Source organism: Tenacibaculum agarivorans, from assembly GCF_001936575.1.
Taxonomy (GTDB): domain Bacteria; phylum Bacteroidota; class Bacteroidia; order Flavobacteriales; family Flavobacteriaceae; genus Polaribacter; species Polaribacter agarivorans.
On sequence record NZ_MSMP01000015.1, the window covers coordinates 1 to 16,945 of the forward strand.

A 16,945-nucleotide genomic window follows, 5' to 3' on the forward strand; every position below is an offset into this window, starting at 1 on the left:
CCCTTAGTTGAGACCAATAATAAAAAAACAGGTCGATTTTTAATCGACCTGTTTTCTTTTTAATACAATACTCTAAATCGGATAGTTCCGTCGATATCTTTCAATTTCTGAATTACTTCTTGATCATAATCTTTATCTACATCAGTAATTACATATCCTACTTTTGAATCTGTTGATAAGTATTGACCTAAGATGTTTAAGCCATATTCAGCCAATTCTTTATTGATCTTTGCCATTACTCCAGATACATTTTGGTGAATGTGTAAGAAACGGTGTGCATTTTGTTGCTTTGGTAATCGAATATTCGGGAAGTTAACTGCATCAACTGTATTTCCAGAATTGATATATCCCATTATTTTACCAGGTACAAAATCAGCGATATCTCGTTGTGCTTCTTCTGTACTACCACCAACATGTGGCGTAAGAATTACATTAGGTAATCCTTTTAATTCGGTAATAAACTCACCATTTTTTCTTGGCTCTTCAGGATATACATCAACAGCTGCTCCAGCTAATTTACCAGATTTTAATGCTGCTGTTAAAGCAGGAATATCTACAACAAAACCTCTTGATAAATTCACTAAGTGAGCTCCATCTTTCATTTGTGAGATTTCTTTTTCTCCTATATAATTTCTATTCAACGAATTGTCATCAACGTGTAAAGTAACTACATCAGAAACGCCTAATAAATCCGCTAATGAATTCATTTTAGTTGCATTTCCTAAAGCTAACTTATCTTCTACATCATAATAATATACGTCCATTCCTAAAGCCTCTGCTAAAACAGACAACTGCTTTCCTATGTTACCATAACCTACAATACCGAGTTTTTTACCTCTAACTTCTTTAGAACCTTGTGCTGTTTTGTTCCACTGTCCACTATGAATTTCTGAACTACGTTGAAAAACACTACGCATTAGCATAATGATTTCTCCAATAGCCAGCTCTACCACAGATCTGGTGTTACTATAAGGAGCGTTGAAAACTACGATACCATTTTCTTTACACGCTTCTAAATCTATTTGTTTTGTTCCGATACAAAATGCTCCAACTGCCAATAATCTTGGTGCATTTTCAATTACTTTTTGTGTAATTTGAGTTTTTGATCGAATACCTACTACATGTACATCTTGTAGTTTTTCTATTAATTCATCTTCAGATAGACTTCTTCCTACAGTTTCTACTGTAAATCCATCTTTGGTAAATTTTTCATACGCATCTGGATGTATGTTCTCTAATAACAACATCTTGATACGGTTTTTTGGATAAGATATATTTCTTGGCAAATCGTTTATAAATAAAAATTCGTCTAAATTTGGTGTGATATGGTCAGCATTCTTTATTGTTTTTGCACGCTGAACATTTTCTGTATAGGCAAAAAACTTGTCTGCAACTCCAGCTTCTTTGGTTACATAATCGCTATAACCGTCTCCGATTACTTGTATTTCACCATCAAGCTGTAAGTTTTTTAAACAGGCTATTTTACCATTGTGTGTTGATAATACATTATCTCTATCGAAACCTATGATTTCTCCTTCTGAATTGAATTCAAAAGTATTCGCATATACGCGTTCTGATGGGATATTGTATTCCGCTACGATAGGATCTATAAATTCTTTAAATCCTGCTGAAATTACATAAATATTTTCCGAGAATAATTCGAAAAACTCTTTATTCCTTTCTATAGAACTTGAAACTCGTTTTTTAAGTTCTTGGATTAAAAGTTCTAAATCGGATCGATTAGCACTTAAGAGCTTAATTCTACGCTCCAAGGATTGCGTAAAGGATATTTCACCATCAATACCAAGATTGGTAATATTGATGATTTCCTCAATAATTTGATCTTTTTTTGGATTGTTTGCTAAGGTAATCTCAGCTAAAACGTCTAGCCCCTCTACTTTTGTGAGAGTACTATCAAAATCAAAAATGTAATACTTGCTCATGATGTTAAATACTATCGATTGAAGCTAGAAAATTACGATCTATTTTGTAGAAAACAGCAAATAATTGAAATAAAGTTATCATTTTTAGTAAACTGATAATTTAGTAGCTGTATTTTTATAAATATTTAAAAATCAATCTTAACTACAAGGATTGAGGAATAAGAAAAGTAACGTATAACTAACAGCATATTTTTTTGGGTTATTAGTTTTTAAATAATCTATTTACACATACTTCTCTTTAATTAAAACTAAAAAAACCACGTTATATTAATAAATAACGTGGTTATGTATAAAACTAAAATTCTATTAGTTAACTCAAAATAGGTAAGGATTACAAACCTGAGTTATCTTTTAGGTAAATTTCTCCGGGGCAAGCCTAGAGGTATTTACCCAGTAGGGAATAAAAAAGATGCACCGCAGTGCATCTTACTTGAAATGTTTTACTCTTTTTAGCTTCTCTAAAGAATACTAATTTTTAGAGTTATCTAATAGCTTAGTTATGCAATAAATTATAGTGCTTATTATTATTCCTAACGATAAAACTCCTTCTTTTACAGGATACATTACAATTTTACCTACCCCGATCTCTATATAAGGCCTATTAAAATCTAAGTTTACCAACTTATACATTGAATAAATTGAAACTGACAACAATAAAATTAACGAATAAAAAAAAATCTTTTTTCTCATAATTTCTATTTGAACTTTGCACCTGTTTTAAAATTATACATACTACTAATTGTTGCTTTAATTGTTATATCTCGTGATGTTGTGACTTTTACTCCTTTAGGATTAGTTGTAGTTACGGATACATTTACATGGGTATTTACTGTATAAACATTATATGTTGATCCATTTTCACCTGAAATTGTTCCACTTGATTTAAAACCTGCTTCAAATTCTGCTGAATATTTAGAAACTGGTGCATCAGTTTCTGCTACTCCTTTTACTTTAATATCATGCTCCTTAGAAAACTCACTATTTGATGAACTTGATGTACTTGCATGCTTATCTCTATCATCAAAAGAAAAACCTGTAATCTCAATTTTTACTGTTGCATCAGTATCAAATATAAATCCTGTACCATCAATATTTGTATCTGTTTCTGTTGAAGTATTGCCAGACCTTTGTTCATCTTTTAATACCTTGTCCTTAAAAGATTTTGAAGGACTATCTTCTAATTTCTCAGAAAAGTTTGAATAACCAATACTATTACCTATGACATCTAATGCTTCATCTATTTTTTTAACAGCATTAACAGTTGTGTGAAATTTAAGATCATCTGGTACATCTTTAGTCCTAGTTATTTGATTCTCATGATCATAACAATCACCATTAGGACAAGGTTTCATTCCATCTGGATCTATAAAGAAAATAGGATTATTAAAAGCGTAATTATAAGGTGAGTGTCTACGCATTTCTTCTGCTAAAGGATCTAAATTCATCCATCTACCTATAGCAGCATCATAATTTCTAGCTCCAAAATCGTACCATTCTAAGCCGAGTTCTTCATTTAATTCTTTACCAACAAAACTAAATTTTTCCGCTGCACTACTTCCTAATGAATTTATTACATTATTATATCCTTTATGTTGTAATCCAAAAGGATAATAATTCTTTTCTTCTATGATTTCAGTACTTGATGTAATTACACCATCACCATTATTATCTGTATAACTTAAACGTATGTTTCCTAAATGGTCTTTGTATTGATAAACATACTCAAACTTATTATTTTCAAATTTTACATATCCTTCAGAATGATTAAAGAATTGTAACTTATTATCTTCATATATATAATTACCCGCATATATTGTTTCTGTAGTTTCTCCTGTTTTATCGTTGTAAACACTCTTAACTAATTTAATTCCATCTGCTGTATATGTATAGCCAATTTCATCAGGTGCAGAATTAATTTCAATAAATGTAGGCAAGTTTAGGTGATTATACTCTATTGTATTAATCCCTTTATTTTTATCACTTTTCAAGTTTCCGTTTACATCATACGTATAGGCATTACCAGAACTTGGCTTTATTTTAAAACCAAAATTAGCAGCCCCATCATCATCTACTCCTAAAAGTTTATTTCCTGCATCATAATTATATGATAAATCATCCATTAAGCCAAAAGTAGTAGCACTTGTATTGGTATGACCATTTCTAACAAGATTTAAAATATTTCCATTTTTATCATATCCTACTTGAGATAAATCATATTTTGTAGTCGTTGCTCCTAAAGCTGAAGTTATTCTATTCAAGGCATCATAAGAATAATTATACGTTTTGGTAGACTTATCTATATTATCGGTTTGCCAACTAGTTTGGGCTATATTTCCATTATATAAACGCTTGTTTGTAACCACACTTGGATCATTATATTTAATACTAAAATTAAATAAATCTCCATCATTTACCACATCATCATTAATATTTGTTAACCATCCTCTAACATTATAGTCATAATCTACTTTTTGTAAACCTTTAGTATTGTCTACAATTTTAAAATCTTTGATTTTTCCTCCTATATGATACATACTAACATCTCCAAACAATTCTTCAGTTGTAGGTGTTTGAGAAATATAAAAGGTTTCACCATTCTTTTTATAATATACTGTATTTCCAATACGCTCTACTCTAAATACATCACCTGCCTCATAACTAATTTTCACTCCTTTATTTGAACCAGATTCATAAATATAAACTGAATGATTTATATAAATAGCATACTTAATACTTGAAAATGTAGCTGAGTTATTATTATTTGATAAACCCGCCATGTAGTATTTACCTTTGGTCTCTGAAATAAATTCAACATAACCATCTCCTAAAATACTTCCTTGAGTTGAAATGTCTCCATCCCATGAGGTGTTTCCTCCCCCTACTTTAGTAATTATATCATCAGAAACCGAAACAACGGATTCAACATTATATCTATATCCTACTTTAGTCCCGTTTCCTAAAACTTTACTTTCTAATTGCCCTAGATCATCATAATTATTTTTTACAATACGCTCAGATACTTGACTATTTACTTGTTGATTCTGACTTATCAGCCTATCCATATGATCATACTCAAAACGATCTGTAGTAACAATATCTATTTTTCCTGTTTTCTTATGTGTAGTTTTAGTTTCTAAAACCTTTCCTGTAAAATCATCTAATTTACTTTCAATAATATCTGTTGTTTGTAAATAATCATTTCCACTAAATACATATATAGGTCGTGCTTTAGCATCGTAATAAGTAACTGTAGTAACCCAAGTATTACCTGCTCCTAAAACTCTTGTTTTAGTTCCTGTTGGTAATCCTTTTAATTGAGTTGTATTGCTAACTCCATACGTATTCACTGAGTTTGGTGCACCAGCTCTATCAAAAGTATAACTTTCGTAATAATTCAATGTTAAGATGTCTATACTAGAATTTGGAAAATTTGACGCTGTATAATAAACTCCGTAACCTCCAGGACTAGCCAACTGTGTTTCGTACTGTTTTGCAGCGGTACTATTAATCGAATTAAATTGATTCTGCATACTACTTCTATTTAAATTAGATGCATCTACAAATGTACCAGTGTAAGCAATTCTACCCAGTTTATCGTATTTAGTAAACAACCATTGTTTTTTAAGTTTTAAGTTAGCATCTTGCGTAAGTACTGGACGATCTAACTTGTCATATACTATATATTCCCATCCTTTTCCTGGAATCTTTTTTTCTATTAATCGATTACGATAATCATATACATACTGGTAACATAATTCGTTTAATTTAGTACTACTGGGCTTACTTATAGTACCTTCTGCTTTTGGTGGAATTACATATGTTAAATTTCCAAAATCATCATATACATAGTACGTATCGTGTCTTTGATTTTTATTATAGTTACGCTTTAAAATTACTTGTCCACTTTTGTTTTTGAATTCTTCAGTAGTATGATCTTTACTGTAGGTCTGTCCTACTACCCAGTTCTCATCTTTAGTTATTGTTTTTAATAACATTCCTTGAGTGTAGTACGTTGTACCTCCCTGTAATGTTGGTGAGTAGGTATTGTTAGCAAAAGTAGTACTTACTTCATATACTTTAACCTCATTAGCCAAGTTAACCTGATAATCAAACTTAATTTCATGACCATTTCCTAATTTCCAATCTTTTCCTGGAGCTGCTTGTTTTTCTACTCTATTTAAGGGAGAATAATCAAAAGCTTTTTCTGAATAGGCGTTTACTTGTGTTGGTAAACTTACTCCAGCAAAATCTTTTGCAAATTTTTGTTGATAGTATTCTTGAGTAGCTACTGCCATATTTTCTGTTCTTAAATTGGCATTTCCGTTACCGTTAGTTACAGGTAAATACTCTTTAGTCATTCTACCCAAATGATCATATTCTACATGTGTAACAATGTCTTTTACCTGTTCTTGAGCTATGAATGTTGACTTTTCATTAAATACATTGTCTAACGGCATTTCACCTCCATCTACTTCCTGAAATACTGGATTCCAAAAGTATTGTCGAACACTAGTATCGGTACAATAATAAAGGTAGTTTCTTAGTCTAGTTGTATTTACATTCTCTCTCCATGTAAATTCTACTCCATCTGAAATTTTATTTCCATTCACATCATAAACACCACTTACTCCTGTATCTGCTCCTTTGTAAGTATACGGATGTACAACACCAACTAATAAATACCATGTATTGGCTTTTGGCAACAATAAATGTGAAAAATATGGATTACCATTAGCTGAACCACTTAAATTATTTACATTCTGCGTACCATGATATGTCCTTCCTTGTGCTACTCCACCTACTTTATTTTTCTTTACCCAAATTGTATAACGATATGTTTTTGTATTATCAATAGTAAAGTAATCTGTGTTCCAACCTCCGTCAGCATTGCTTGTTGAATCTGGAATACATTCCCATAATAAATCAGTTTCTCCAAAAGGAGTAGTTCCATTTATTATTTTATTCTCTGTACTACTTCCATTTCTATTGTAAAAATTAGTAGCCGTTGCATTTATTGACCAATCAATAGGCACACTATTATTAGAAACAATATTTCCTCCTGCTTCTACACCTATAGTTTGCTTTAATCTCCCTAACCCGTCAAAATATTGAACGGTAGTCATTACTTGATCTTTATTATGCCCACTTACTGGACTGGTAGTTGCCTTTTTATATACTTTAGTAACTACATGATTTTCATTAGTGCTCTGTGCATACACCATAAATGGTAGCACTACTAATAGTAATAATAACTTTTTCATGTTCCTCGCTTAGTTTTTATAGTTGTAGATGTGTTCTTTTAAGATTTCCTTTGTTGAGTTTTTCGATAACTTTAATCGATTAAAATTATCGTACTCATGATATACCGTTTCTCCTCTCGGATCAGTAATACTTGTAACACCTACTAAAGGATCATAAGTAAATGTGGTAACATATGCATTGGGAAATGCATTGCGTAATGCTGTTAGTTTACTACGTAAAGTATTCTCAGCAGTAGTACTATTATCGTTATCTGAAGCTGTAATTGCTGCGTTTATTGCTATTAATTGGGTACTATTCACTGAAGAATATCCTTCAATTTTAGCTATGGGTTGTGTTTTATTATATCCCCATACATAATAAATCTTAGTTCCATCTTTTTTACTAACCTCTACAGGATTTCCATTACGATCATAGCTATGAAAAATAGCACGGTCTTCTAAAGGTTGCTTTCCTTTACTTGTTTGTATGATTGATGGTAATAACACCCCATTTGTTTTATTAAATACAGTATGCTGTTTAGCTTTAATTATATTATTCTCAAAAGTACTCGTAGTAACAGGTTGCATTCTATTTTCATTCATTAAAGCTGTACTAAAGTCATTAACTGTTTTATAAACATCACCTTTACTATCTGTCGTTTCAGAACTCTTTACTTGATAATGCTTATTGTAGTCATAAAAATATTTAGTCTCGTTTTCTAAAAGTTTTCCTTCGAAATAATTGCGTTCTGTAGTACTATATACATTAACTGCTCCTCCTGTTAAATAATACACTCTATAGTTCCATGTAGTTTTATCTGTAATATCTCCATAACCATCCTTCATAAATAATGGTAATTTGAAAAGTGTTCTAGAATTTACTTTACCTGAATTCCTTTTATTATCCTTCCATTGATAATATTCTGCTGGAGGATTAAGTGCAAAATCAGGATAAGTAAGTGCCCCACCGACAAAATTGAAACCATAAAAATGATCTCCATACAAATAATTAGTGATTACTTCTTTTTCTAGTACATAACCTTCAGTAGGATCATTACTGTAGACTACAGTATTTACATTTTTTCCACGTAACCATTCATTATCTGTTGGTGGATGGTAAGGAAAATCGTAATAATCACCACCGCCATCTGGTAAATTGGTAAAATAGTATTCTGTTTTTCCTTCGTTATTCGTTTTTGTCCCATTATATTCTGTAACAAATGAATATCCAATACTATTAGCTTGATAAGAACTAAATGCACTGGTTTGATCAAAATAACTTGATAAATGATTAACACATGGATTAAAGTTATTGTTCTTATCAAAATTGATATAAGATGGCAAACCAATTACAATACCTGTTTCTCCTCCTCCTTTTGTATAATCAAACTCTTTTATTCTAGTATCATTTTCTGTGACATACTCTATTTTTTTTATTCGTTTTCCACTAGAATACAATATTGGACTAGGTTGATCGTAAGAAATTATTAATTTAAAATCGTAATTAGGATCTAAGTGTAAGCCTAAAGGTACACTAGGATGCCTAGGCACTGAAGGTCGGAAACTAACCGTTTCACTTCCTTGACATAAAGAGAAACTAACTTCCTTACCAATTTCCATAAGATTTCCATCCTTTAAAACTTGAAAAATACAATTAGGTATATTAGGATCTCCATCAACATGCCTTAAGTGAAAACATTCTAATTTATAAGTTATCTTAGTGCGTGCTGGAAATGTATAATTCAGTGACTTAAATGTGCCTGTAACTGTATCATAAAAGTCTTTCTTAGTTAACTCAATTTTTACACCAACTTCCGATGTTGGATTGATAGGAGGAGTGAGTACTTCATTAAAAAAATAAGGTTTTTGTCCTTTATTATGTTCGTAAGAAAATTTAGTAATTCCTCCTGTTGGATATTTAATTTGTTCTAATATTCCTGCTTTAGAGTTTTCAATATGTACTCGTCTATCTGGTTTATAGAATCCATATTCAAAAATTCTTAAAAAAGGACCATTATTTGTAGCTCCATTATAATATCCCCAATAATCTTGACGAGTAGAAAAACGACTTGGTAATACTGTTGAATTATAAGTAAACTCATATGGTGGTAATTTTGCACCATCGTTACCTTCTTCTTCAACGGTACTTAAAAACATTCGTTTAAGTGACTTACTAAATAATGGTAATTGAGTTATATGACTCAATACATTAGTGCGATCTGTACTTGTAGTATATATATAGTTCAGATCATATGCTTTAACCTTTTTATTGTTTTGGTCATATATAGTTATCTTATCTAAAGCGTGTCCTTCATAATCTTGACGTAAATTGGTTTCCTTCGTAAAAACAACACTTCCTTGGTTATATGTAATCTTACTTAATTGATACGTCTCTTCATCTATCCTAGATATTTTTGAACTAATTTTTAAAATATTAGTTAGGTTTACTGATGAATTAGGATTAGATCCTGGAGCTGCATCATGTTTGTCATAAGATTTATCGTATCGTTGCGTACGTTCTTTTTCATAATGATAACTGATAACTTCACCATAAGGTGTTTCAATATCCATTAATTTCCAAGAGCTAAAATTTTGTTCTGAAGGTGTATGTCCATCATTTACTACATTTCCATTCAGATAAATTGACTGACCAATAGAAGAGTTTTGAAAGTCTCTTGCTTCACGTTGTCTATCTTTTGAAATTCCATAATAGAAAATATTTCCATTACTATCTGTTACTTGAAAAGCAATTATTCTACCTAAAATTGCTCCTGAACCTACACGTTCTCTTTCATAAGTAATTTTAACATCTCCAAAACTTTGTATAACTGGTTGTAAATTTTCATAATCAAATACAAATTTCCCACTTGCTCCTCCTCCACTGAAAGAGAATTGATCTGGATAAAAATCATAGCTGTGATCGTAAGTATGTCTCGTTTCAATAACATCTCTATTCTGCTCGCTCTCCGTAAACACCATAAAAGATGAGCTATTTTCGAAATATGTAAAATTTCCTAGTCCATCATCTGCCTTTCCTCGTATTTGTCTAGAAATATCTCCTCCGTAAGTCAAAGACCATCCCATACCTGTTCTTGGAGCAGTTTCAGATACTTTTACTCCTCTTCCATGATAACTTAAACTAATTGGAATTTGAATACCTTTTACAGAAATGGTGTGAATTGGAATAGAAATATTAGCTAATCCTGTATAATGAGAAACTGGAACTTCAGTAAATCTAGATAAAGCAGCTGCTTCTGGAGATGGAGGAATAACTTCAGGTAAGAAATTCCCTTGAGGAGTTGTAGCATTCGATCCTCCTTTAGGACTTCCTTCAAGTTTTATTTGTCCACTCATAGCAATTGTGAGTAGAAAAACACTTATGCTTAGCACATATTTTTTCATAATTTAAAACTTATTTTTTAGTGATCATTCTATCCTATGTGCCTCAGATAAAATAATGTTACCCAAAAAAATTATCAATTATGAAATTAATCGTGTATGAAGTATGTTTATGGAGATTTTAATTAATTTAGTTTTAACCTTAACATTAGTTTGTTAGACCTGCAAACGAGTTTACTAGCTAGATTTAATGTCTGGAAAACTTTCGGTTATATACTTTTAAACCTCTACTACTTTCAACAATCTGCCAATCAACATAATTGTCTGCAAAAAAATTCTACAAATTTTACTTTAAGGTAGGTGGTCTGCTTTAGAAGGAAGTGTTTTTATTATTTATGAGATATTGTTCAGTCATTTTACAGCAAAAGGATGCCTAAATAGTTATATTTTACATTTAGAAAAAAATGCTTTTAAAACTTTACTTAAAAATACTTACCTACATCGTAAAATACTATTTTTAATAAATTAACTTGAAATAAGATTTTAAATACCAATTGTATTACAGAAACTACCATTACAGTCTTAACTATAAATGAAAAAACTTTTTTCACACCTGTAGATAGTTGTATTACTTTTGAATTAATATCTTGTTTTTTACTACTATTAACATACTCCTTTATCCCTGATTCTGTTATACTATAGCTATCATTTATTTTCTGTATATAATTATTACCTACTAACTCTTTACATAGTTTTTCTATTTCTTTCTTTTCAATTTTAATTTTTTTAGCTAACTGAAATTCATTTAGTATATCATTTTTATATAGATAATGCAATTAATTGAGGACTGATTCTCTGTCTATTGGTGTACCTATCAATATTGAAAATAATATAATATGTGTTCTCGTTTCCTATTAGTTTTTTTTCTGTTTCTCTCTCAATTTCATATCCCAGATATTCACTAAAGTTTTCTATAAAACCTTCAATAGGACAATGACCAAAGTATTTTATTTTAATATTTTCTTTATCTGAAATCATCATAAGTTATTATAGTTAATTCATTCAACCAAGCCCACAGCCTGAGTTATAATATCAATATGGATTTTAGTATCAACAATTTGTAAGTTCTCGATTTTTTCATTTCCTCCTAAAGCAAGAAGAGGAAAGTATCCATAAGATTGATTTATTGTTAATTTTCCTAGTCTATCTTTTGCTTTTTCAAACTGTTGTGACTTTAAATCTTCTGTTTTAAATAAATTACTAGTTAGATCCATATTCATGAACCAATCAAATTCATCCGCTCCTATAATAGCTGAATAATTATATCTATAACATACCATATTAATTGCTTCACCTCTCCAAGAAATAATATCTCCAAAAGCTATTACAGCAAAAGGAGTTTCTATTTCAGCATCCTGATAAGAATTAGAAAATAGCTCTTTGTAATCATTTGGATTAATCATTCTTATATAACCACTCATAAATGTTCCAAATCCATACTTTTCCCAAAAAGACATCATTTCATCTGGTAAAATATCGGAGTATTCTTTAATTAATTCAAAACTTGGCTTTTCCGAAATTATAAAATCAGGGTATTTTTCAAAAAACTCTTTAAACATATTTTTCAGTAACTAAACTATACTTCTCCAAACACACAATTTTTAACACCTCATTTTTATAAAGTATGTTTTTACTTCTTCTTATTTAATAAATTATTCATTCTCTTTTTAGATAACGATTCATATCATACGGATAATATTGTATTCCTTTCAATGATGCATCATTTAATCCCAAAATCTTAACAATAGCTCCAGATTCATAACTCCAATAACCAGTATGAATATTCCATTCACTCTTATGCGTATCTTTTGCATCGTAATTCTTATACCATTCTTTGGCCAAATAAACACTTAATCTACTAATACACAAACCTTTATTTTCAGAAGCTAAATCTACTATTTCCTTAATTGATTCATAAGGCTTTTTCCATAAAAATGTTGTAGAAATTGGCCGATTAGATTTTCGGTAATTAATTAAAAAATCAATTAAAAAATCTTTCGTTGTACTTTTATCTACTAGATCTACTAATTTTTCAAACTCAATATTCTCTATATCCAATATTATACAAATAGATAACATATTTACCATTTGAACATAATTATTTTCTGCCTCCCATGACTTTTGTAAATATGAAATACAACTAACTGCTATTTCCTTTAAATCCTCAATATTATCGCCTTTAGAATATTTAGCATTTAAAATATCAAACAAATATTTAAAAATAGTCCCGTATGTCGATTTTATAATATCTTTATTATCTCTGGGAAATCTTTTAACCCTCATAGATTCATCTTCTTCTAAGCTTGAAATTTTTTTAAGTTTCTTTTCAATATAAGAACTGTTTTTCTCAATTATCTCTATATATCCATTGCATGTATTTAATGTATCTCTTAATTCCATTTTTACTCCTTTTTTGTAACAAATAATTTTAAAGATATTAAACTAGATAATAGTAATGCCAATACTATTATAAAGTATATAGAAAAAGCTAAAGTGGCTATTTTATTTGTGTAAGCAACGAATACGATAAACACTAACATTAAAATTAATACAGTCAATAAAATAATATAATGAAACTTCTTTTTTGAGTTTAATTGATCTATATATTTTAGTATTACCAATGGTAAAAGAAAAAACATACTTAATACTACATGTTGCATATCAGAACTATTTACAAAAACAAAAATGGCATTTACTACAATACAAACAGCTATAATTGTCATGGCATTGGAGAGCTGTTTTTTATTTTCTTTTAATAATTGAATCGAGTCATAGTTATTTGCTTTAGATGAAAATGATTTCATGTATAGTATGAATAAACAAAATATATTTATTAGAAAAATAACAGCCAAAATTACTTTGCTAGTTAAAACTTCATTAAAAACAATTTGAAAGTTTATAAAAACCAACCCTAACATAGCCAGCATAGCTGTACGTTGAATTAACTTTGTTTGCTCTGGCTCAGTATATGCCATAAACTTTTTATAAGCAAAAACTACAATTGAAAGTAGTAAAAAAGGTATACCTATAGATAATATCATTTTTGCTACATCATTATAACTTTTAATAATTTGATAGATAAATAATAGCACATTAATTATGGCCAATATAGTTGCTATGTAGTTCGTTCTTTTGTTATAGATTTTTGTTTTCATTTGATGCTTTACATTTTCTAATTAGTAGTGTAATCATTAAGAAAATGTTACCCAAAAAATTATCAATTATGAAATTAATAGTGCAAATAGCTTACTCTTGAAAATTTTATTTCAATTCATCTAGTTTTAACTTCACATTAGTTTGTTAGGCCTGGAAACGAGCTTACTGGCTGGATTTTAATATCTGGAAAACTTTCGGTTATATATACTTTTAAATCTCCACTACTTTCAACAATCTGCCATTCTCCGCAATCATCTGCAAAGCTTTCGACAAATTTTACTTTAAGGTCTGGAAAACTATTAACAATTTTTACTTTAATATCTGCTTGAGAAGCATATTCTACAAATTGTATTCTTCCGTAAAGTTTTTTACCTTCAAATTCACAAGAATCTAGCTTCCTAAAACTCTCATAAACTTTACGTTCTTCTTTTGTAGAAAAAGAAACTATAGATAGAAACAAAAGTATACTACTGCCGTATCTTAAAATTTTCATAACTCAAATTTTGTTTTCTGTTTATATTTAATAAAGTATCTAAACTTAAACATTTTAAAATAAATTACTACATAAAAAAACCAGCAATATAGTATTGCTGGTCTTCTACTTACTTTTAATAGTTTATTAACTGACTTCTTTTAACCCAGTTATTACATACTTAGTTTGACCTTCTGCTTCCGAAACGGTGTAAGCAATTTCAAAAGTTTTTCCTTTATAATCTCCCGATTTTAGATCTATTGCTTCCGATACTTCTTCAGAAACATGGTGAAAAATTACTATATCGCCATCTTTTGTGGAAAACTTATAGCCTTCTTCTTCTGAATATTCTACATAAGTAGCTACTAAACTTTTATCTTGTTTTATAATTTCAACAGCTTCTAATGTATTAGTTGCTTGTAAAGTTCCAAAAAATCCTGTTCCGATACATAACATTACAAATGTTATAGTTCTAAAATAATTTTTCATTTTTACTTGTTTTTGATTGTTAAACGAAATGATTGATTATAGAACAAACAATTAACTGCGCAGAAACTTTGTTGCTATAGTATCCAAACGGAAAATAAAAACTCATATTTCATTGCTTTTTAACAGTTTAACTGTATTTAACAACAAAATATGAGTTATTTAGAACTTTTAACGCTCTTTAAGAATGCTTTATAATTATCGAATTAACTTCTTGTATTTAATTCTTTTTGGCATAATATCTCCTCCTAATCTTTTCTTCTTATTCTCCTCATATTCAGAGAATGACCCTTCAAAGAAATACACTTGAGAATCTCCTTCGAATGCTAAAATATGTGTACAAATTCTATCTAAGAACCATCGATCGTGAGAAATGACTACTGCACAGCCTGCGAAGTTTTCCAATCCTTCTTCTAAAGCTCTTAAGGTGTTTACATCTAAATCATTTGTTGGCTCATCTAATAGTAATACGTTACCCTCTTCTTTTAACGTCATTGCTAAATGTAAACGGTTACGCTCACCTCCTGATAAGGTTTCTACCTTTTTATTCTGTTCATTTCCAGAGAAATTAAATCGACTTAAATAGGCACGAGAATTTACTTGTTTCCCTCCCATCATAACAAGGTCCTGTCCATCTGAGAAATTTTCCCAAATTGATTTCTTCGGATCAATATTAGAATGTGTTTGATCTACGTAAGCAATTTTAGCAGTTTCGCCTACAGTAAATGTTCCTGCATCTGGGTTTTCTTCTCCCATAATCATTTTGAAAATGGTAGTTTTACCTGCTCCGTTTGGTCCAATAATTCCTACAATACCAGCTTGTGGTAAATTGAACGCTAGATCCTCATACAATAATTTCTCTCCAAATACTTTAGAAACTCCTGATGCTTCAATTACGTTGGTCCCTAAACGTGGTCCATTAGGAATATAAATTTCTAATTTTTCTTCAGCTTGTCTTTGATCTTGATTTAATAATTTATCATAGTTCTTTAAACGAGCTTTAGATTTAGCCTGTCTTCCTTTAGGAGCCATTCTAACCCATTCTAACTCTCGTTCTAATGTTTTCTGACGCTTAGAGGCTGTTTTACTTTCTTGCTCTAGTCGTTTTGCCTTTTGATCTAACCAAGATGAATAATTTCCTTTCCAAGGAATGCCTTCACCTCTATCTAGTTCTAAAATCCAACCTGCAACATTATCTAAGAAATAACGATCGTGCGTAACGGCTATTACCGTTCCTTTGTATTGCGCTAAATGATGCTCTAACCAATGTACAGATTCTGCATCTAAATGGTTAGTAGGCTCATCTAATAATAAAATTTCTGGTTCTTGTAATAATAATCTACATAAAGCTACCCTACGCTTTTCTCCTCCAGATAAAACACCTATTTTTTTATCACCATCTGGAGTACGTAACGCATCCATTGCAATTTCAAGTTTAGTATCTAATTCCCATGCATTTGAAGCGTCAATTTGATCTTGAAGTTCTGCCTGACGATCCATCAATTTTTGCATCTTATCAGCATCTGAATACACTTCTTCTAAACCAAACATATCGTTGATTTTATTGTATTCATCTAAAACAGCTACAACTTCTGCTACACCTTCTTTTACAACTTCTAATACCGTTTTATTTTCGTCTAGCTGTGGCTCTTGTTCTAAGTATCCTACTTTATAACCTGGTGAAAAAACAACATCTCCTTGATAGTTTTTTTCTACTCCTGCTATAATTTTTAGTAATGTAGATTTACCAGAACCATTTAAACCTAAGATTCCGATTTTTGCTCCATAAAAAAAGCTTAGATATATGTCTTTTAAAACTTGTTTTCCTGTAGATTGATAGGTTTTGGAAACCCTATTCATTGAAAAAATGACCTTCTTATCGTCTGACATTTATATGATTGTTATTTTCGTTAGTTGATTAAATATGTGAAGTAAAAGCTCCTCTATTTTAAAAAGTAATCGTTTGTTATACTCTTCCTTTTAATGCATTAAAAACCCAAGCTATAGCGAAAAAACCTAAGCCGATTGATGCAAATCCCCAACCTATATCTTCGTATCTATAAACTCCTAATCCTATTAATAATACTCCTATAAAAATCATTAAAAGTGTTGCATAGGCTAACACTGTATTTTTATTCATTGCCATAAATTAGTTTCTATTAGTGATATACAAATATCGACAATAATTTAGATTTCACAATTTACCTAAGGATTAAAAAAACTGAAGTAGTGATACATATACTAATTAT

General features: G+C 30.0%; 12 protein-coding genes. All 12 read right to left on the reverse strand.

Features of this window, described 5'->3' with window-relative positions; genetic code table 11:
• Positions 1-59: 59 nt before the first annotated feature.
• Positions 60-1,943 carry a phosphoglycerate dehydrogenase gene (gene serA / locus BVC87_RS12670; RefSeq protein WP_075342759.1) on the reverse strand — a complete coding sequence of 628 codons (1,884 nt, stop codon included), beginning with the start codon at positions 1,941-1,943 and terminating at the stop codon, positions 60-62.
• A 695-nt stretch (positions 1,944-2,638) separates the two neighbouring features.
• Positions 2,639-7,204 carry a DUF6443 domain-containing protein gene (locus BVC87_RS12675; protein WP_083629445.1) on the reverse strand — a complete coding sequence of 1,522 codons (4,566 nt, stop codon included), beginning with the start codon at positions 7,202-7,204 and terminating at the stop codon, positions 2,639-2,641.
• A gap of 9 nt (positions 7,205-7,213) precedes the next feature.
• A complete protein-coding gene (locus BVC87_RS12680) occupies positions 7,214-10,585 on the reverse strand; it encodes an RHS repeat domain-containing protein (protein ID WP_143569777.1) in 3,372 nt (1,123 codons plus the stop codon).
• 419 nt (positions 10,586-11,004) lie between these two features.
• Complete coding sequence (locus BVC87_RS12685; protein ID WP_075342762.1) at positions 11,005-11,358, reverse strand: hypothetical protein; 354 nt, start codon at positions 11,356-11,358, stop codon at positions 11,005-11,007.
• Positions 11,342-11,563 (reverse strand): hypothetical protein, encoded by a 222-nt coding sequence (locus tag BVC87_RS12690; protein WP_143569778.1) that lies wholly within the window; start codon positions 11,561-11,563, stop codon positions 11,342-11,344. Before BVC87_RS12690 ends, BVC87_RS12685 begins: the two co-directional genes overlap by 17 nt.
• 17 nt (positions 11,564-11,580) lie before the next feature.
• Entirely contained in the window at positions 11,581-12,141 is a 561-nt protein-coding gene (locus BVC87_RS12695) for a T6SS immunity protein Tdi1 domain-containing protein (RefSeq protein WP_075342764.1), read from the reverse strand.
• A 97-nt stretch (positions 12,142-12,238) separates the two neighbouring features.
• Positions 12,239-12,982 (reverse strand): PoNe immunity protein domain-containing protein, encoded by a 744-nt coding sequence (locus BVC87_RS12700; RefSeq protein WP_075342765.1) that lies wholly within the window; start codon positions 12,980-12,982, stop codon positions 12,239-12,241.
• 2 nt (positions 12,983-12,984) lie between these two features.
• Positions 12,985-13,737, reverse strand: coding sequence for a hypothetical protein (locus BVC87_RS12705; RefSeq protein WP_075342766.1), 753 nt, complete (start codon positions 13,735-13,737; stop codon positions 12,985-12,987).
• Between the two features lie 137 nt (positions 13,738-13,874).
• On the reverse strand, positions 13,875-14,231 hold the full coding sequence (locus BVC87_RS12710) for a hypothetical protein (RefSeq protein ID WP_200799191.1): 357 nt from the start codon (positions 14,229-14,231) through the stop codon (positions 13,875-13,877).
• A gap of 126 nt (positions 14,232-14,357) precedes the next feature.
• Complete coding sequence (locus tag BVC87_RS12715; protein WP_143569779.1) at positions 14,358-14,699, reverse strand: hypothetical protein; 342 nt, start codon at positions 14,697-14,699, stop codon at positions 14,358-14,360.
• Between the two features lie 195 nt (positions 14,700-14,894).
• Positions 14,895-16,586 carry an energy-dependent translational throttle protein EttA gene (gene ettA, locus BVC87_RS12720; RefSeq protein WP_075342768.1) on the reverse strand — a complete coding sequence of 564 codons (1,692 nt, stop codon included), beginning with the start codon at positions 16,584-16,586 and terminating at the stop codon, positions 14,895-14,897.
• Positions 16,587-16,662: 76 nt separating this feature from the next.
• Positions 16,663-16,842, reverse strand: a complete 180-nt coding sequence (locus tag BVC87_RS12725) for a CAL67264 family membrane protein (protein WP_075342769.1) — start codon at positions 16,840-16,842, stop codon at positions 16,663-16,665.
• Positions 16,843-16,945 lie beyond the last annotated feature (103 nt).

What these genes read in the sequence shown, in the direction of transcription:
- BVC87_RS12690 (WP_143569778.1), bottom strand. Translation starts at nt 11,563, where the DNA reads ATGATGATTTCAGATAAAGAAAATATTAAAATAAAATACTTTGGTCAT.
- BVC87_RS12675 (WP_083629445.1), bottom strand. Translation starts at nt 7,204, where the DNA reads ATGAAAAAGTTATTATTACTATTAGTAGTGCTACCATTTATGGTGTAT.
- BVC87_RS12695 (WP_075342764.1), bottom strand. Translation starts at nt 12,141, where the DNA reads ATGTTTAAAGAGTTTTTTGAAAAATACCCTGATTTTATAATTTCGGAA.
- BVC87_RS12705 (WP_075342766.1), bottom strand. Translation starts at nt 13,737, where the DNA reads ATGAAAACAAAAATCTATAACAAAAGAACGAACTACATAGCAACTATA.
- serA (WP_075342759.1), bottom strand. Translation starts at nt 1,943, where the DNA reads ATGAGCAAGTATTACATTTTTGATTTTGATAGTACTCTCACAAAAGTA.
- BVC87_RS12715 (WP_143569779.1), bottom strand. Translation starts at nt 14,699, where the DNA reads ATGAAAAATTATTTTAGAACTATAACATTTGTAATGTTATGTATCGGA.
- BVC87_RS12700 (WP_075342765.1), bottom strand. Translation starts at nt 12,982, where the DNA reads ATGGAATTAAGAGATACATTAAATACATGCAATGGATATATAGAGATA.
- BVC87_RS12710 (WP_200799191.1), bottom strand. Translation starts at nt 14,231, where the DNA reads ATGAAAATTTTAAGATACGGCAGTAGTATACTTTTGTTTCTATCTATA.
- ettA (WP_075342768.1), bottom strand. Translation starts at nt 16,586, where the DNA reads ATGTCAGACGATAAGAAGGTCATTTTTTCAATGAATAGGGTTTCCAAA.
- BVC87_RS12680 (WP_143569777.1), bottom strand. Translation starts at nt 10,585, where the DNA reads ATGAAAAAATATGTGCTAAGCATAAGTGTTTTTCTACTCACAATTGCT.
- BVC87_RS12725 (WP_075342769.1), bottom strand. Translation starts at nt 16,842, where the DNA reads ATGGCAATGAATAAAAATACAGTGTTAGCCTATGCAACACTTTTAATG.